At 70.8% G+C, this 15884-nt stretch carries 18 protein-coding genes; 11 read left to right on the top strand and 7 right to left on the bottom strand.

What is annotated here, in order from left to right:
• Positions 1 to 4: 4 nt before the first annotated feature.
• The 3 genes from ACRAWC_RS05175 to ACRAWC_RS05165 all read right to left on the bottom strand — a co-directional run bounded on the left by ACRAWC_RS05175 (position 5) and on the right by ACRAWC_RS05165 (position 936).
• Positions 5 to 298, bottom strand: coding sequence for a hypothetical protein (locus ACRAWC_RS05175; protein ID WP_431346797.1), 294 nt, complete (start codon positions 296 to 298; stop codon positions 5 to 7).
• A gap of 62 nt (positions 299 to 360) precedes the next feature.
• Positions 361 to 600 carry a hypothetical protein gene (locus tag ACRAWC_RS05170; RefSeq protein WP_431346796.1) on the bottom strand — a complete coding sequence of 80 codons (240 nt, stop codon included), beginning with the start codon at positions 598 to 600 and terminating at the stop codon, positions 361 to 363.
• Between the two features lie 27 nt (positions 601 to 627).
• Entirely contained in the window at positions 628 to 936 is a 309-nt protein-coding gene (locus ACRAWC_RS05165; RefSeq protein WP_431346795.1) for a hypothetical protein, read from the bottom strand.
• Positions 937 to 1132: 196 nt separating this feature from the next.
• On the opposite strand from ACRAWC_RS05165, the gene ACRAWC_RS05160 reads away from it, so the two are divergent.
• From ACRAWC_RS05160 to ACRAWC_RS05145, 4 genes are all read left to right on the top strand, one after another.
• A complete protein-coding gene (locus ACRAWC_RS05160) occupies positions 1133 to 1513 on the top strand; it encodes an SHOCT domain-containing protein (RefSeq protein WP_431346794.1) in 381 nt (126 codons plus the stop codon).
• A 279-nt stretch (positions 1514 to 1792) separates the two neighbouring features.
• Positions 1793 to 3160: an NAD-dependent succinate-semialdehyde dehydrogenase gene (locus tag ACRAWC_RS05155; RefSeq protein WP_431346793.1), complete on the top strand. Its 1368-nt coding sequence runs from the start codon at positions 1793 to 1795 to the stop codon at positions 3158 to 3160.
• A gap of 113 nt (positions 3161 to 3273) precedes the next feature.
• Complete coding sequence (locus tag ACRAWC_RS05150; RefSeq protein ID WP_431346792.1) at positions 3274 to 4920, top strand: esterase/lipase family protein; 1647 nt, start codon at positions 3274 to 3276, stop codon at positions 4918 to 4920.
• Positions 4839 to 5165: a hypothetical protein gene (locus tag ACRAWC_RS05145; protein WP_431346791.1), complete on the top strand. Its 327-nt coding sequence runs from the start codon at positions 4839 to 4841 to the stop codon at positions 5163 to 5165. Before ACRAWC_RS05150 ends, ACRAWC_RS05145 begins: the two co-directional genes overlap by 82 nt.
• Before the next feature lie 92 nt (positions 5166 to 5257).
• On the opposite strand, the gene ACRAWC_RS05140 is transcribed toward ACRAWC_RS05145, so the two are convergent.
• The gene (locus tag ACRAWC_RS05140) at positions 5258 to 6085 is read right to left on the bottom strand and encodes a hypothetical protein (RefSeq protein WP_431346790.1); all 828 of its coding nucleotides are present in this window, start codon (positions 6083 to 6085) and stop codon (positions 5258 to 5260) included.
• A 223-nt stretch (positions 6086 to 6308) separates the two neighbouring features.
• Here ACRAWC_RS05140 and ACRAWC_RS05135 point away from each other — a divergent pair, with 223 nt between their 5' ends.
• The 5 genes from ACRAWC_RS05135 (at position 6309) to ACRAWC_RS05115 (ending at position 9746) form a co-directional block, all read left to right on the top strand.
• Complete coding sequence (locus ACRAWC_RS05135) at positions 6309 to 6509, top strand: hypothetical protein (RefSeq protein ID WP_431346789.1); 201 nt, start codon at positions 6309 to 6311, stop codon at positions 6507 to 6509.
• Between the two features lie 37 nt (positions 6510 to 6546).
• Positions 6547 to 7131, top strand: a complete 585-nt coding sequence (locus ACRAWC_RS05130) for a YdeI/OmpD-associated family protein (protein WP_431346788.1) — start codon at positions 6547 to 6549, stop codon at positions 7129 to 7131.
• 51 nt (positions 7132 to 7182) lie between these two features.
• On the top strand, positions 7183 to 7797 hold the full coding sequence (locus ACRAWC_RS05125; RefSeq protein WP_431346787.1) for a GNAT family N-acetyltransferase: 615 nt from the start codon (positions 7183 to 7185) through the stop codon (positions 7795 to 7797).
• Between the two features lie 78 nt (positions 7798 to 7875).
• Positions 7876 to 9048 (top strand): alkyl/aryl-sulfatase, encoded by a 1173-nt coding sequence (locus ACRAWC_RS05120; RefSeq protein ID WP_431346786.1) that lies wholly within the window; start codon positions 7876 to 7878, stop codon positions 9046 to 9048.
• The gene (locus tag ACRAWC_RS05115; protein ID WP_431349365.1) at positions 8937 to 9746 is read left to right on the top strand and encodes an alkyl sulfatase dimerization domain-containing protein; all 810 of its coding nucleotides are present in this window, start codon (positions 8937 to 8939) and stop codon (positions 9744 to 9746) included. The genes ACRAWC_RS05120 and ACRAWC_RS05115 overlap by 112 nt, the downstream gene beginning before the upstream one ends.
• Positions 9747 to 9881: 135 nt before the next feature.
• Here ACRAWC_RS05115 and ACRAWC_RS05110 read toward each other — a convergent pair whose 3' ends face one another.
• From ACRAWC_RS05110 to ACRAWC_RS05100, 3 genes are all read right to left on the bottom strand, one after another.
• The gene (locus ACRAWC_RS05110) at positions 9882 to 10868 is read right to left on the bottom strand and encodes a tetratricopeptide repeat protein (protein WP_431346785.1); all 987 of its coding nucleotides are present in this window, start codon (positions 10866 to 10868) and stop codon (positions 9882 to 9884) included.
• On the bottom strand, positions 10835 to 12649 hold the full coding sequence (locus ACRAWC_RS05105) for a DUF4062 domain-containing protein (protein ID WP_431346784.1): 1815 nt from the start codon (positions 12647 to 12649) through the stop codon (positions 10835 to 10837). Before ACRAWC_RS05105 ends, ACRAWC_RS05110 begins: the two co-directional genes overlap by 34 nt.
• A gap of 110 nt (positions 12650 to 12759) precedes the next feature.
• On the bottom strand, positions 12760 to 13725 hold the full coding sequence (locus ACRAWC_RS05100; RefSeq protein ID WP_431346783.1) for a DUF1996 domain-containing protein: 966 nt from the start codon (positions 13723 to 13725) through the stop codon (positions 12760 to 12762).
• Between the two features lie 110 nt (positions 13726 to 13835).
• On the opposite strand from ACRAWC_RS05100, the gene ACRAWC_RS05095 reads away from it, so the two are divergent.
• Together ACRAWC_RS05095 and ACRAWC_RS05090 are read left to right on the top strand one after the other, a co-directional pair.
• Positions 13836 to 14522, top strand: coding sequence for a response regulator transcription factor (locus tag ACRAWC_RS05095; protein WP_431346782.1), 687 nt, complete (start codon positions 13836 to 13838; stop codon positions 14520 to 14522).
• 5 nt (positions 14523 to 14527) lie between these two features.
• On the top strand, positions 14528 to 15880 hold the full coding sequence (locus ACRAWC_RS05090) for a sensor histidine kinase (RefSeq protein WP_431346781.1): 1353 nt from the start codon (positions 14528 to 14530) through the stop codon (positions 15878 to 15880).
• Positions 15881 to 15884: the final 4 nt, after the last annotated feature.

Here is a 15884-nt window from a genome sequence, read left to right as displayed (position 1 = left end):
AGCGCTACCGCGGTGTGTACTCGTACACGACCGCCGACCAGTGATTCTCCAGCTCGTCCCATGCCGCGTCGTCCATGTACGCCAGCCGGAACTGCAGGTTGAGTACCGGCCCGAGCACCTCCAGCACGTCGGGACGGAACGGCATCTCGGGCGGCAGCCCGATCCCGAAGCTGTGGATGACACTGTCGTCGGCCGCGCGCAGCCACACGCCCCAGCCGCGGTCGAGCGGCATCGCGACCACGCGGAAGACGTGCGCGGGCTCGTAGTCGGCGGGGAGCGCGTCCGGGAGGTCGGTCATGGGACCAACCTACACAGCAGGCCGCTCCCGTCTTCTGACCACCCCGTCACCGCGCCGCCCCGTCACCGCGCCACCCCGTCGCGGGGGGCGCTCAGACCGAGCTGGTCGTCAGCCGCCGCCTCCGCCGCCTGCACGCGCCGCACTTCCGCCACCCCCGCGCAGAACGAGCTCACCACCGCCGCGATCAGCACGACCAGCGCGTCCACCAGCCGGGTCGTGCTCAGGTCGGCGCCCGGTGTCGTCGCCAGGGCCACGAGGGCGACCAGAGCCACCGCCCCCGCGAACCTGACGAACTCCCGCATCGACCGTCCCCGCCTTCCCGTGCCGGCCTACATCGCGGCCGGGATGGACGGCTCGTCGGCGTTCGGGGGGTCCATCCCGGGCACCGAGACTGGAGGCTTCATCCAGATCCGGTCGGCCGGGGAGCCGGTGCCCAGGAGGTCGACCCCGGGGAGGATGGCCGAACCCTCCCGGTGCACCGGCTCGTCCATCGCAGCCCCGTCCCAGCCTCCCGAGTCGAGACCCGGAATCACCGTGTCGCCGTCCTCGTCGTGCAGGGTGTCGAGGGTGCGGATCGTGGCCGTCATGAGGCCGGCGTCGTCGGGAACGAGCCCGGCCTCGACCAACGCGATGTCCATATCGACCTCCCCGCTCGGTCTGGCGCGTTCGGCCACAGGATGCATCACCGCCACGGCGTTGGGGAGAGGGCAATGGAGAGAATTCTCTTGCCGTCCGAGCATTTCGGAACGCGCAGAACGGGTGTAGCCACGGGCCGTTCCGCGGGGTTACATTCCGGGCGCCGGCACTGGGCCGGCACTCGAGGGGAGGAACGAAATGAGCAGCTTCTGGAGTACGGTCTGGCTCTTCTTCTGGTGCTTCGCGTTCGTCGCCTACCTGTTCGCGCTGTTCGCGATCATCGGGGACCTCTTCCGCGACCGCGCGCTCAACGGCTGGTGGAAGGCGGTGTGGATCATCTTCCTGATCTTCGTGCCGTTCCTGACGGCGCTGGTCTACCTCGTCGCGCGCGGCCGCGGAATGGCGGAGCGCAACATGAAGGAGGCGTCGGAGACGCGAGCCGCGGTGGACGCGCACATCCGCGAGGTCACCTCGAGCGCGAGCCCGGCGGATGAGATCGCGAAGGCGCAGGCACTGCTGGACACCGGCGCGATCTCGCAGGACGAGTTCGCGCACCTGAAGGCTCGGGCGCTGGGCTAGCGCCGACCACCCGCGCCAGCGCGTCGCCTGAGCGGCCGTACCCGGAGAAAGGAAGACGCGCCTGGATCTCCTTCCGAACGGCGTTCGGTAGGAGAGTCGGCGGCGTGGCGTGCGCAGGCTCCTGGCGGAGGGGGTGGGGGCACGGGCAGCAGGCTCCGCCGGAGGGCCGGCTTCGACTCGTAGCGCGAGCCGACACCGGACCCGTAGTGTCTTCTTGAGGGCTTCCCTGCCCCGATCACCCAGGGCCACGACCCCGTCACTGTAGGAATAAGGAGCAACATGAGCTACGCCGTGACCAATCCCGCCACGGGCGAGACGGTCAAGACCTTCGACACCATCACCGACGCGGGCCTCCAGGCCGCCATCGCGTCGGCCGACAACGCATACCGCACCTGGTCGAAGACGACCACGGTCGAGGAGCGTGCGGCCCTGGTGCGCCGTGTCGGAGAGCTGCACGTGGAGCGCCGCCAGGAGCTGGCCGACATCATCGTGCGCGAGATGGGCAAGCCGGTCGAGCAGGCGCTCGGCGAGGTCGACTTCGCCGGGGCGATCTACGAGTACTACGCCGACCACGCGTCGGAGTTCCTGAAGGACGAGCCGATCCAGCTTCTGGACGGCACCGGCTCCGCGGTCGTCCGCCGCTCGGCGCTGGGCGTGCTGCTCGGTGTCATGCCGTGGAACTTCCCGTACTACCAGGTGGCCCGCTTCGCCGGCCCGAACCTGATCATCGGCAACACCATCCTGCTCAAGCACGCCGAGCAGTGCCCGGAGTCGGCCGCCGCGATCGAGCGGATGTTCCTGGACGCTGGCTTCCCGGAGGGCGCGTACGTCAACATCTACGCGTCGCACGACCAGATCGAGACGGTCATCGCCGACCCGCGCGTGCAGGGCGTCTCGCTGACCGGCTCGGAGCGCGCGGGCGCCGCGGTCGCCGAGATCGCCGGCCGCAACCTCAAGAAGGTCGTGCTGGAGCTGGGCGGGTCCGACCCCTTCATCCTGCTGTCGACGGACGACCTGGACGCCACCGTGCAGAACGCCGTCGACGCCCGCCTCGACAACAGCGGCCAGTCCTGCAACGCCGCGAAGCGCTTCGTGGTCGCGGACGAGCTGTACGACTCGTTCCTCGCCAAGTTCACCGCCAAGCTCGCCGAGGTGGAGGCCACCGACCCCACCAGCGAGAGCTCGGCACTCGGCCCCCTCTCGTCGCTGAAGGCGGCCGAGGGCCTGGACGAGCAGGTCAAGCGCGCCGTCGCCAACGGCGCGACCCTGGTGCGCGGCGGCGGCCGCAACGGAGCGTTCTTCGAGACGACCGTGCTCACCGACGTGACGCCGGACAACCCGGCCTCCAAGGAGGAGTTCTTCGGTCCGGTCGCGCAGGTCTTCCGCGCGAAGGACGAGGCGGACGCGGTGCGCATCGCGAACGACACGCCGTTCGGCCTCGGCTCCTACCTCTACACGACCGACGAGGAGCAGGCCCTCCGGGTCGCCGACCAGATCGAGGCCGGCATGGTCTTCGTCAACGTCGTCCTCGCCGACGGCGCGGAGCTGCCCTTCGGCGGCGTGAAGCGCTCGGGCTCGGGCCGCGAGCTCGGCCGCTTCGGCGCCGACGAGTTCGTGAACAAGAAGCTCATCCGAATCGGGGGCTGACGCTTTCGCTTTCTGGACGGCCGGTCACCTTCGGGTGGCCGGCCGTTCGTCCTCTCCGGACAGTAGACCATCCGGTCTTGACACATCCTCACCATCGGCGGGACCCTGTCCCCGTGCAAGAGCTGCCGATCGTCTACTGCCGCGGGTATGCCGGCCCGACCAGTCAGATCGACTCCACGGTCAACGATCCTTTCTACGGCTTCAACGAGGGCGCCACCCACACCCGGGTCAACGGGGACGGCGACCCGCTGTTCTACCAGTTCGAGGGCCCGCTGCTTCGGCTGCTGGGGGAGCGCGCCTACCAGCTCCTTGTGCGCGGCAGCCAGAAGGAACTGCTGGCGACGGCCGACGCCGGCACGCTGCCGCAGAAGTCCATCTGGATCCACCGCTTCTACGACGAGGCCGCCACCACGTACGCCGCGCCGACGCCGCGCACGGGCAACCTCTTCGACCGGGCGATCACCTGGACGGAGGACCTGGTCCGCGAGCACACCCAGGCGCAGGGCTTCGACATCGAGCAGGCCGCGCGGGAGTTGTACGACCTCGTGCTGACGGTCCGCGAGAAGACCGGCGCGCCGAAGGTGTTCCTGGTCGCGCACTCGATGGGCGGGCTGGTCGCGCGCTGCATGATGCAGAAGGTGTGCGAGGAGGACGGCCGCATCCCCGCGAAGGAGCTCGTCGCAAAGTTCTGCACCTACGCGACACCGCACGGCGGGATCGTCTTCACCGGCGGCCTCCTCAACTGGCTGATGGAGACGTTCGGACCTGCCGGGTCGGACATCTTCTCGCCGCCGAAGATGTACGGCTACCTGACGCCAGGGAAGAAGTTCGGCGACAAGCCGATCGGGGAGGCGTGGGATCCGCGCGTCATGCCGCCCTCGGTGTTCGACGTGGACGACGTGTTCTGCATCATCGGCACCGACCAGAACGACTACAACCTGGCGAAGCTCGGCGTCGGGCCACGCAGCGACGGGCTGGTCCTGATCGAGAACGCCTACGTGAAGGGTGCGCACCGGGCGTTCGTCTACAAGTCGCACTCCGGCCCGTACGGCGAGGTGAACTCCGAGGAGGGCTACCAGAACCTGTCGCGCTTCCTGTTCGGCCACTGGTCGGTGCAGGTGGAGCTGAGCAAGCTGCCGCCCGCGTCCGTCGTCGCGGCGCGGCCGGACGTCGCGTGGCAGGCCGACCTCCAGCTCGCCATCCGCGGGCTGTCGGTGCTGATCACCGAGCAGAAGGCCGCGCACTACAACCCGGTGCAGCTCAACGCCGAGATCGCGCAGCACGCGGCCGGCGCGGCCGGCGACGACTCGGTGGACGCGCCGATCCCGCTGGTCGGGACCTTCCTGTTCTCGAAGGAGCCTCCGTCCGACCTCCCGCCGACGCACGTCACGCCGGGGGTGGGGGACGACCCGGGACCCGGGGTGGCGGCTGTCGGGGCATCCGAGGTGGAGGTCGCCGCCGCACCCTCGAGGCGCGGCACCGGACCTGGTGGCACCGGCTCCTGGACTCGTTCGACGTCGGCCAGGAGGAGCCGGCGCGGGGGGCGCCGTCGAGCGCACAGGCGAACGTCGCGCTGGAAAATCCGCTCGATCCCACACTTCCCGCGGTGGCGGCTGCGGCGGTGGCCTCGTACGCGCAGCTCAGCCAGGACCTCTCCCGCTACGCCCTCACCCTGCGCGTGTATCAGGTCATCACGCGCAACGGCGTCTTCGACTTCTCCAGCAACCTGGAGCAGGTCGGCGACTGGCAGGACGTGCTGATCGTCGACATCGGCCGGGCGGCCGACGGGCGGTTCGGCGCCTGGACAGGCTGGAACAGCGCCGTGCCGGGAGCGATCAACCAGCTGGGTCAGATGGCGGAGGAACTGACGCTCACCCCCGACCCGCAGGACCGCAACGTCATCCACGCCCTGCTCGACCTCCCGCCGGCCGCGCGCGCGCTGCCGATCTTCGGGCCGGCCGCGCAGCTCGCCTTCACGATCGTCAACCGGGACGGGGACGGGTAGGCCCGGAGCACGGCCACCGCCCTCGACATTCCTCACGAATCGCGCGATTGACGTCGCGATTCGCGACATTCGGCACGAATCGTGCCGGGCGGTCAGCGCGCGATCGGTCCCGGCCGGTCCGCGTAGGTGCGGCCGGTCACCACGAGCCGAAGGATCGCGGGCGTGACGTCGTAGCGCTCCGCCAGCTCCGCGAGCGGCGTGCCCTCCGCGTACGCCTCCCGGATGCCGCGGACCTCGTCGTCGCCCAGCCGCCTCCGGTGCGCGTCGGCGATCGGGCCGCCGTGCCCGGCGTGGGAGCTGCCCCGCACGATGAGGCTCACCCGCTGCTGGCTGGTGCCGAACCGGCGGGCGATCTCGGTCTGCGAGACCCCTGCGCTGTGCAGCCGGCGCATCTGGACGACCTCGTCGTCGTCGCCGGTCGCCTCCTCCACTCCCGTCGTCGCGCCGCGGACGACCGACGCGATCGTCCAGTGCGAGACGCCGAAGCTGTCCGCGATCGCCTGGCGGTCCTCGCCGGCGCGGACTCGCTCGCGGATCCGCTCCACCTGCTCGACTGTCAGCGGCCGCGCCCGCGTCGCCGCGGTGCTGGTGAGTGGTCCGCCGACGTCCGCGAACGCGCGGCCGGAGGCGATGTTGGAGACCATCGGGTGCGAGATCCCGTAGCGCTCGGAGACCTCCGCGCGCGGTGCGCCCGCCGCGACGGCCTCCCGGATCGCGACGACCTCCTCGCTCGTCACCTTGCGCGCCTTGCCCGGCAGGATCGGGCCGCCGGCCTCCTGGCGCGACCTCCCTGTCACCAGGCTCGACACAGTGTTCTGGCGGACACCGTACTCCGCGGCCAACTGCACCTGGCGGGCGCCCGCGGCGTACTTCTCGCGCAGCTCGCGCACCTGCGCGTCGGTGAGCGGGACGGATGCCATGAGCCGAGAGTATCGGTGCGGGCGGGCGCGGAAAAGGCTCTGGGGGCGGCGCCGCTCAGTCGGACCGGACGCGCTTGACGCACCCGTCCCACCTGCCACGAAGACCCGCATCAGCTCCACCGTCCTTGTGCTGTCTCCGCGCACACCCCTGCAGACGGGCGTGCGGGCGCGCGTGTGAGATCCGGGCTCCCCGACGCTGCGTCCACTCGCTACGCTGACGGCCATGAGCGAGAACGGGCGGGGCCGGGTGGTCGTCCAGTCGGCGCAGTGGGGGTTCTTCTTCTTCATCGCCTACATCGGCGCTGCGGTCTACTTCGTCTCGGTCTCCGACGGCTCGTTCTGGGGCGTCGTGCTCGGGCTGCTGCAGGCGATCGTCTGGCCGGCGTACGTCGTCTACCACGTGCTGGTGCTGCTGCACGCGTGAGGCGGCCGGTGTCGGCGGTGCGCTCTAGGGTGGCGGGATGACACCGCCTGCCACCGCCGAGCTGATCGTCGCCGACGCCGCCGCGTGGCGTGCGTGGCTCGACGCCAACGAGAGCGCCTCGGACGGCGTGTGGTTGGTGCTCGCCAAGAAGGGGACGACCGACCCGACCTCCCTCAGCTACGCGCAAGCGGTGGACGAGGCGTTGTGCAGCGGATGGATCGACGGGCGGAAGCGCAGCCGCGACACGTCGACATTCGTCGAGCGGTTCACGCCGCGGCGCGCCGCGTCGCTGTGGTCGCAGCGCAACATCGGGCTCGTGGAGGCGCTGATCGCGGAGGGCCGGATGAGGGAGCGCGGTCACGCCGAGATCGAGCGCGCCAAGGCGGACGGCCGCTGGGAGCGCGCGTACGCGCCGTCGAGCACCGCGGAGGTCCCCGAAGACCTCGCGGCTGCGCTCGAGGTCTCTGCGGTGGCCGCCGCGACCTTCGCGACGCTCAACGCGGCGAACCGCTACGCGGTCATCCACCGCATCGTCACGGCCCCAAGCGCGCCCAGCCGCGGCAACCGCCTCGCCAAGCTGATCGGGATGCTGGAGGCGGGGGAGACACCGCATCCGCAGTGACTCCTGAGCGCCGGCCTCCCCGTTGTCGGCGGCCGCCGTTACAGTGCCGGTATGAACGGACGCACCGCCCGCGCGGCCGACGTGGACGCGGTCGCCACGACCATCGCGCTCGCGTTCCGAGACGACCCGGTGTGGGGTCCCGCGCTCGTCTCCGCGGACGGCGGCACCGGCCACCTCCTCCCGTTCTGGCGGTTCTTCGTGGAGGGCGCGGTCGGCCACGGGAACGTCTCGGTCCTCGACGGACCGGGCGGGGAGATCGCCACCGTCGCCGTGTGGCTGCCGCCGGACGTGGAGGAGCTCACCCCTGAGCAGGAGCGCGACCTCGATGCGCTCCTGGTCGCGACGCTGTCGCCGGAGCGGTACGCCGCGTACGAACAGCTCTATGCGCTGTTCGACGACGCCCACCCGCACGGGACCGCCCACATGTACCTGAGCCTTCTGGCGACGCATCCCGCCCATCGCGGGCAGGGGATCGGGCAGCGACTGCTCGCGGAGGACCTCGCCCGGTTCGACGCGGACTGGCTCCCCGCCTACCTCGAGTCGACCAACCCGGCGAACGACCACCGTTACGTGCGCGCCGGCTTCCGGCCGGTGGGCCGCTTCCGCGCGGTGATCGACGACGCTCCCGTCACGACGATGTGGCGCGATCCGGCGGAGAGGGGCTAGACGCCTCGGGCGTCCCTGAGGAAACCTCGGCGGTAACGGTGCGCACCGTGTGCCGCACGGCCCCGAGGGAGAGACCCCATGAAGCAGAACGATCCGACCGCCTCGATCGCCGACGCCAACCGGGTGCTCCACGACACGCTGCCGTTCGACGACACGGACGACTTCGCCGACGCCGACCGCGGTTTCCTCGGCACCCTCGAGGAACCCGTGATCCGCGACGCCGACGGCACCGCGGTCTGGGACGCCGCGGCGTACGACTTCGTCGACGGGGACGCACCCGCCACGGTCAACCCGAGCCTGTGGCGGCAGTCGAGACTGGTCGCCAAGCACGGTCTCTACGAGGTGGTCGAGGGCGTGTATCAGGCGCGCGGGTTCGACCTGTCGGTCATGTCGTTCATCGAGTCGGACACCGGCGTGATCGTCGTGGACCCGCTCATCTCGAAGGAGACCGCCGAGGCCGCGCTCGGTCTGTACCGCGCCCACCGCGGCGACCGCCCCCTGGTGGCGGTGATCTTCACGCACAGCCACATCGACCACTTCGGCGGTGTGCTCGGCGTGGTGGAGGCCGCCGACCTGGAGGGCAGGAAGGTCCAGATCGTGGCCCCGGAGGGCTTCCTGGGCCACGCCATCTCCGAGAACGTCTACGCCGGCACCGCGATGGGCCGCCGCGCAGGCTACATGTACGGCGCGGCGCTCGACAAGGGACCCGCGGGGCAGGTGGGCGCCGGCCTCGGGCAGACGACCTCCACCGGCGTGCCCGGCGTCCTCGTCCCGACCGTCGACATCCGGGAGACCGGCCAGACACTCACCGTCGACGGCGTCGACATCGAATTCCAGCTTGCGCCGGGCACCGAGGCCCCGGCGGAGATGCACTTCTACCTGCCGCGCTACCGCGCCCTGTGCATGGCCGAGAACGCGACCCACACCCTCCACAACCTCCTCACGCTGCGCGGGGCACTCGTGCGCGACCCGCACATCTGGTCGGCCTACCTGACCGAGGCGATCGAGCGCTTCGCCGACCGGTCGGACGTGCTGTTCGCCTCCCACCACTGGCCGACGTGGGAAGCGGCCGCATCCGGCACTTCCTCGGCGTGCAGCGCGACCTCTACGGCTACCTGCACGACCAGACGCTGCGCGGCATCAACCGGGGCTTCACGGGAGCGGAGATCGCGGAGGACTTCGCGCTGCCGCCGGCGCTCGTCGCCGAGTGGAGCACGCACGGCTACTACGGGTCGGTGTCGCACAACGTGAAGGCGGTCTACCAGCGTTACATGGGCTGGTTCGACGGCAACCCCGCACGGCTCTGGCCGCACCCGCCGCAGGCGCTCGCTGAGCGGTACGTCGCGGCGATCGGCGGCGTGGATCGGGTGGTGGAACTCGCGCAGCAGGCGTACGACGCGGGCGACTTCCGCTGGGCCGCGACACTGCTCGACCACGCGGTGTTCGCCTCGCCGGCGCACGAGACGGCCACGGCGCTCTACGCCGACACCCTGGAACAGCTCGCGTACGGTTCGGAGAACGGCACGTGGCGCAATTTCTTCCTCTCCGGGGCGAGGGAGCTGCGCGAAGGCAACTTCGGCACCCCGACCGCGACGGCGTCGCCGGCCATCCTCATCCAGCTCTCGCCGGAACAGCTCTTCGACTCGGTCGCGATCCGCGTCGACGGTCCGCGCGCGTGGGAACTCGACCTGGTGTTCGACATCACGCTGACCGACCTGGGCCGCAGTTTCCACCTCACCCTGCGCAACGGGGTCTTCGTGTACGTGGAGCGCGAGCCGTCGGGTGAGGCGCCGCTGCACCTCACGCTGACGAAGCCGCGACTGCTGCGGCTGGTGGGCGGCGACACCGAGTCGGACGGGCTGACGGTGGAGGGCGACCTCGGGGTGCTGACGCAGTTGGTCGGCGTTCTGGATCAGGGGGATCCCGATTTCGACATCGTGCTGCCGTAGACGCAGCGACCCCGCGTCGGTGGTGCGGGGCACCAGCGGCCGAGTCGCACTGATCCGAGTCGCTCCGCGCGCTCGGTTCTGCGACCCGATGGCGAGCGTTCCGGCGCGTCGTCCTCGGTCCTGCGCCGCCCGACGTCAGTGCTCGATCGCTCCGTCCTCTCGATCCTCCTCCGCGAACTCGCCGCGTCCCTGCGCCAGCGCCTCCGAGACCGCCTGCTCCACAGTGAGCTCGCGGCCGGCCGCGATGGCGGCGGCGACCTCGTCGCCATGCGGCCCGGAGAGCAGGTCGTCCAGGTAGCGCTGGTGGAACGTGAACGTCGGGCCGTTGAGGAGTCCGCTCCGCTCGCGAAGGGCCTGCGCCGCGCCGGCCAGTTCGCCCGCCCGCTCGTCGTCGTGCGAAAGCGCCGCGACCGCGACCATGCCCTCCAGGCCGTACGCGATGCCCTCCGGGTGCCCCACCGCCGCGGAGATCGTGACGCTCAGCGCGAAGTCCGACCGGGCCGCCGCCACGTCGCCGAGCATGAGCTCGGTCCAGCCGAGGTGGTACGACGCGATCCGCTGGCCCACGCGGTCGCCGGACCGGTTCGTGAGCGCGAGGCTCGTGGTGAAGTGGTCTTGCGCCTCCGCCGGGTCGCCCTCCCGCAGCGCGACGCGTCCGAGGAGCACCAGCGCCATCGACTCGCCCCACACGCTGCCGGTCGACCGGTAGAGGGCGAGCGCGGCCTCCATCACCCTCCGGGCGCGCACCGTGTCGGGCGTGTCGCCGGCGAGCAGGGCGAGGGCGAGCGAGATGGAGGCGATACCCTCGCCGTTCGGGTCGCCGGTCCGCCGGAAGAGCTCGATACTCTCGGCGAGGTCGGCGGCGACGCTGCCGTCCGGGTCCTTCCAGAACATGATGGTGCGGCTGAAGTAGAGCGCGACGGCGCGGGTGTGCGGTTCGAGTTCGTCGCCGGACGCCAGCGCCTCCTCCATCCAGGTGCGCACCTCGCCGAGGAGGCCGGTGACCCACCAGTACAGGTAGAGGCTGAAGGCGAGGCGCGCGGCGCGATCCCAGTCGTGGCCGTCGAGCAGGAACCGCTCGGCCGCCCTCAGGTTGTCGCGCTCGTCGCCGAGCCGCCGCATCCACCGACGCTGCCCGGCTCCACGGAGGTCGTCCTCGGCGTCGTCGCCGAGCGCGAGGAAGTAGCGCGCGTGGGCGTCGCGGGTCGCCGGCTGTTCGCCGTTCCGTGCGAGCTGCTCCCGTGCGTACTCGCGGACGATCGCCTGCATGGAGAACCGCGGCCGGTCGTCGCTGTCGTGCTGCCCCACCAGGCTGCTGTCGACGAGCGCGGCGAGGTTCTCGAGGACGTCGGCGGCGGAGCCGGAACCGGAGTCGCCGAAGCCGCTTGTCTCGGCGCTGGTGCGGTCGCTCGTGCCGGGGCCGGCGCGGCCGCTCGCGGGACTGCCGGGGTCGGTGCTGGGGTGGTTGTCGGGGACGACGCCGTTGCCTCCGCCGCGCCATTCCGCGCTCGCCGCCCCCACGAACTCCGCGGCCTCCAGGGTGAAGCCGCCCTCGAAGACCCCCAGCCGGGCGAGCAGTTTCCGCTGATCGCTGTCGAGGAGCTGCGTGCTCCACTCGATCGTCCGCCGGATGGTCTGCTGCCGGGCCGGGAGGTCCCGCGGGCCACCGACCAGCACGGACAGTCGCCGGTCGAGCCGGTCCAGCAGTTCGGAGGGGAGAGCACCCGCACGCGTGCCGCTGCCAGCTCGATCGCGAGAGGCACCCCGTCGAGTGCCTCGCAGACCCGCTCGACGTCCTCCTCGTTGTCGGCCGTGATCTCGAAGTCCGGCTTCACGGCGTGGGCGCGCTGGACGAAGAGGTCGACCGCCTGCTCGTCGGCGAGCGGCTCGACGTCGTAGCTCTGCTCGCTGCTGATCCGCAGCAGCACACGGCTGGTGACCAGGATCGCGAGCTCGGGCGCCTCCGCGAGCAGGGTGGTGAGGACGGGAGCGGCCTCCACCACCTGCTCGAAGTTGTCGAGCACGAGCAGGAGACTGCGCTCGCGCAGCGCGGTCGCCAGGTTCTCGGTGATGGGCGCGTCTCCGGTGTCGCGGACGCCCAGGGACTGCGCGATGCGGCTGGGCACGCGTTCTGGGTCGTGGACGGCGGACAGATCGACGAACACGGAGCCGTCCTCGAAGTCCGGCGCCGACGAGCGGGCTGCTGCGATCGCCAGCCGGCTCTTCCCGATCCCGCCCGGACCGACCAGCGTCACGAACCGGGTCCCGGCGGCGAGCATCCCGCGGATGGCGGCGATGTCGCGTTGACGCCCGACCAGCCCCGTGAGCGGGACCGGCAAGCGAACGGGATCCGCCACGGCCGGATCCGGCCCCGACCGCACGATGGCCGCGCGCGACGACTCCTGCTCGTCGAAGGTCAGGGGCCTGCTCTGATCGAACCGCTCGGCGAGGAGGATGGCGAGATCCGCCTCGATCAGCCGGGCCAACTCCTTGGAGGTCTCGAAGTACTTGTAGGCGGCCCGATCGTCGTCGCGGATCCGGTTGAGCAAACCGCTGAGCCGCTCATCGCGGTGGTCGGACGCCTTCACGTACAGCAACCGCGGCACGTCGTCGGGGCAGAGGTTGTACTCGTCTTCGAGCCCCGAGACCTGCTCGTCGGGCGCCACCCAGCCGTAGCGTTCCCAGTACAGCCCGAGGAAGACGTCGGACTGCTGGAGGTACGAACGATAGAGCTCCCGAGGCGGATGCGGCCGCGCGCCGAGCTCGAACATGACGGGAGCGAGGTGCAGCCGCTCGATGGCCGTCCGGGCGGCACGGCGCTCCGCCGCAAGCTCCTGCAGAGTGGACGAGACGAAGATGCGTAATCGCTGATCGGGAGTCCGGATTACATGAGGGTGGCTCATGTTATGTCATTGTGTTGCGTTCGTATGGAAATGTACAGGGAGTCGAGCGAACGAATTCTGGGCCGCCTCACACCTCCTGACCCCCTTCCTCGTTACGAGTCCCGACTGGCCTACCCCTTTCGCACCGTGACCTTCCCGCCCTGCGGTGTCGCGTCCGTACCCTTCACCGGACCACATCGCACCTGCGCCGTGTCGCAGGCGGCCACGTCGGCGTCCATCCTGCTCTGCTGCCAGCCGCTCACGAAGTCGGCGTGACCGGTGACCGGCGCCCCCTGCGTCTGCGGCCCGGTCGAGAGAGTGATCCCTGCACCGCTCGAGCTGGGATATGTGACGTGCAGCACGATCTGCGGGATGTGCACGGGATGCGATGCCGGGCACCCTGTGCTCGTGGCATAGACCGCGCCGGAGCGATCGCGGCCGTCCATCGTGTGGCCGTCCCAGCAGTTCGGGAAGGTGATGACGAGCCGGAGCTGCGAGCCGGACGGGCAGTCGTGCGGCAGCGACCCCCTCCCCGGTCGAGGGTTCGAGGCCGTCGTGGTGCAGGTCCAGTCGATGATCGAGGTGCTCTGCGGGGTCGTCGCCGTCTCGTCGCCGGCGATCAGGCTGATGCCCTCCGGCATGGTGCGCGTGGATGACGCGATGCCGGCCGGGGTGCGCCAGTAGAGCAGCGTGCGCTGCGGCACGAGTGCTGTGCCGTTCTGGTAGACGACGGGCGTCCAGTACGCCGACGCGTCGGCAGACGTCGAACACGTCGTCGAGCCGGCTCGGAGCGTCGCCGCGGTGGAAGAGGCGTTCACCGCGGGGTTGCCGTAGAAGTCGTGCTGCATCGACCTCCCCATCATGCCCGGCATCATGATCGGATCGTTCGGCGCGGTCGTGGACCGCGTGCACGTGTCGGTGAAGATGCCCGGATTGGAGCCGCCGGAGGGGAAGCCGGTCGTGTCGACGCGGGGAGGCGGGGCCGAGGACGCGACAGCCGCAGCCGTCGCCGCCGCGGTGCCGGCTGCGAGCACGAGCGCTGCGACGAACGCGATCAGCAGCGCGATCGGGCTGCGGAGGCGGGTGGAAGTGGACATGGACAGAGTCAACGCGCGGAGTGTTCAGGCTGTGAGAGAGGAATGTAAGGAAACGGTAAGGGCGCGGAGAAACAGCCGTGTGGAGTCGCGCGACCAGGGAAGATGGTCAGGTGAGTGAGGACAGAGGGCTGGTGCTCGTCGTGGAGGACGAGGCCTCCATCGTCGAGCTGGAACGGCTGTACCTGTCCGGCGCGGGGTTCGGGGTGCACGTCGAGTCCAACGGGCGGGAGGCCCTGGCCGCGGTCGAGCGGCTGCGGCCGGCGGCCATCGTGCTCGACGTGGGGATCCCGGGCCTCGACGGCATCGAGGTCTGCCGCGCCCTGCGAGCGCGCGACGACTGGACCCCCGTCATCTTCGTGACCGCGCGCGACGACGAGGTCGATCGCGTGGTGGGCCTCGAGTTGGGCGCCGACGACTATCTCACCAAGCCCTTCTCGCCGCGCGAGCTCGTGGCGCGCGTCAAGGGGATGGTGCGGCGTGCGGCGGGGCCGATCGCGGCCCCCACCCGCACGGTGGGCGGCGTGCACATCGACGGCGCGCGACGGCGGGTGGAGACCGCGGCAGGCAGAGTGGAGCTGACGGCTACCGAGTTCGACCTCCTCGACCGGCTGATGAGCCAGCCCGGACGCGTGTTCACCCGTGAACAACTGCTGTCGTCGGTGTGGGGAGTCGCGAACTACAGCAGCAGTCGCACCGTCGACGTGCACATCGCGCAGCTGCGCCTCAAGCTCGGCGACGCCGCGCGGATCGTCCGCACGGTCCGCGGAGTCGGTTACAGCGTGGCGGACGAGGGCTGAGCGGCGTGGCGAAACGCAGGCGGCTGCTCGGTTCGCTGAGCGCCCGATTCGTTCTGGTCACCTTCGCCGTGGCCCTCATCGCCGTGCTGGTGACGGCGTTGGTCGCAGTCCAGGTGGTGCAGACGGTGGAGCAGAACCAGGCGCGTCAGCAGCTCAAGGCGCAGGCGACGGCGCTGGTCGCCTCCGGACGTGCGGCTGAAGGTCGGGTCGGCGTGGTCGGCGATCGATTCGCCGTCATCTCACCGGACGGCACGGTCACCGGATCGGCACGCGGCTCCATCAGCGAGGAGGTGGTGCGGAAACTGCAGGACGGCAAGGCGGTCTCGGCGAACACGACGCTGAACGGCAAGGACGCGGTGCTCGTGGGCATCCCCGGTCCGAACGGCGGCGGGATCGTCGGCGTGCGCAAGGTGGCGGACATCGCGGCGGGCGACGCGGATCTGCTGCGCGGCATCCTGCTCGCGCTCGCGATCGGCCTCGCGGCCGCCACCGTGGCGGGTGTGCTCCTCGCGCGCCTCCTCGCCCGTCCGCTCCGTCGGCTGGCCGACGTCGCGCGGGCTCTCGCCGGGGGTTGGCGCGACGTTCGGATCGAGCCCCAGTCGGTCGCCGAGATCGACGACATCGCTCAGGCGCTGGGCACGCTCGACTCCGCGCTCGCGACCAGCGAGGACCGCCAGCGAGAGTTCCTGCTCTCCGTCTCGCACGAGATCCGCACACCGCTCACGGCGATCCGTGGCTACGCCGAGGCGCTGGCGGACGGCGTCATCCCGCCGGCGGATGTGGCGGAGGCCGGGCGGACGCTCTCCGCGGAATCCGAGCGGCTGCGGAGGTTCCTCGACGATCTCCTGGAGCTCGCCCGGCTGGAGGCCGACGAGTTCACGATCACGAAGACGCATTTCGATGCCCGTGACACGGTCGGCGCTGTTGTGCGGGCGTGGGCGGGTGCCGCCGGAGGAGCGGAGGTGGCGTTGCGCGCAGCGCTGCCGGACGACCCGATCCCGGTCCACACCGACGAGATGCGGCTGCGACAGGTCCTGGACGGACTCGTGGAGAACGCTCTGCGGGTTGCGCCGGCCGGCACGGAGATCGTCATCGTGGGAGGCCTGTCCCCGCAGCGGGTGGTCGAGCTCGCGGTCCGTGACCGCGGGCCCGGGCTGAGCGCGGAGGACACCGCTGTCGCGTTCGACCGCGGAGCGCTCCATGCCCGCTATCGGGGTGCCCGGCCGGTCGGAACGGGCCTCGGCCTGTCGATCGCGCGGGCGCTCGTCGGCCGGCTGGGCGGCTGGATCAACGTGTCCGCAGTGGAGGGCGGCGGCACCGAATTCCGGGTGGCTTTACCTTCCTCTGACATTCCGTGAGCAT

The organism is Leifsonia sp. L25, assembly GCF_050632895.1.
Note: the sequence above shows the minus strand (reverse complement) of the source record. Positions and strands in the feature narration are given on the sequence as shown.

What these genes read in the sequence shown, in the direction of transcription:
- ACRAWC_RS05165 (WP_431346795.1), bottom strand. Translation starts at nt 936, where the DNA reads ATGGACATCGCGTTGGTCGAGGCCGGGCTCGTTCCCGACGACGCCGGC.
- ACRAWC_RS05170 (WP_431346796.1), bottom strand. Translation starts at nt 600, where the DNA reads ATGCGGGAGTTCGTCAGGTTCGCGGGGGCGGTGGCTCTGGTCGCCCTC.
- ACRAWC_RS05105 (WP_431346784.1), bottom strand. Translation starts at nt 12,649, where the DNA reads ATGAGCCACCCTCATGTAATCCGGACTCCCGATCAGCGATTACGCATC.
- ACRAWC_RS05110 (WP_431346785.1), bottom strand. Translation starts at nt 10,868, where the DNA reads ATGCGGCGGCTCGGCGACGAGCGCGACAACCTGAGGGCGGCCGAGCGG.
- ACRAWC_RS05155 (WP_431346793.1), top strand. Translation starts at nt 1,793, where the DNA reads ATGAGCTACGCCGTGACCAATCCCGCCACGGGCGAGACGGTCAAGACC.
- ACRAWC_RS05140 (WP_431346790.1), bottom strand. Translation starts at nt 6,085, where the DNA reads ATGGCATCCGTCCCGCTCACCGACGCGCAGGTGCGCGAGCTGCGCGAG.
- ACRAWC_RS05130 (WP_431346788.1), top strand. Translation starts at nt 6,547, where the DNA reads ATGACACCGCCTGCCACCGCCGAGCTGATCGTCGCCGACGCCGCCGCG.
- ACRAWC_RS05135 (WP_431346789.1), top strand. Translation starts at nt 6,309, where the DNA reads ATGAGCGAGAACGGGCGGGGCCGGGTGGTCGTCCAGTCGGCGCAGTGG.
- ACRAWC_RS05175 (WP_431346797.1), bottom strand. Translation starts at nt 298, where the DNA reads ATGACCGACCTCCCGGACGCGCTCCCCGCCGACTACGAGCCCGCGCAC.
- ACRAWC_RS05100 (WP_431346783.1), bottom strand. Translation starts at nt 13,725, where the DNA reads ATGTCCACTTCCACCCGCCTCCGCAGCCCGATCGCGCTGCTGATCGCG.
- ACRAWC_RS05125 (WP_431346787.1), top strand. Translation starts at nt 7,183, where the DNA reads ATGAACGGACGCACCGCCCGCGCGGCCGACGTGGACGCGGTCGCCACG.
- ACRAWC_RS05120 (WP_431346786.1), top strand. Translation starts at nt 7,876, where the DNA reads ATGAAGCAGAACGATCCGACCGCCTCGATCGCCGACGCCAACCGGGTG.
- ACRAWC_RS05160 (WP_431346794.1), top strand. Translation starts at nt 1,133, where the DNA reads ATGAGCAGCTTCTGGAGTACGGTCTGGCTCTTCTTCTGGTGCTTCGCG.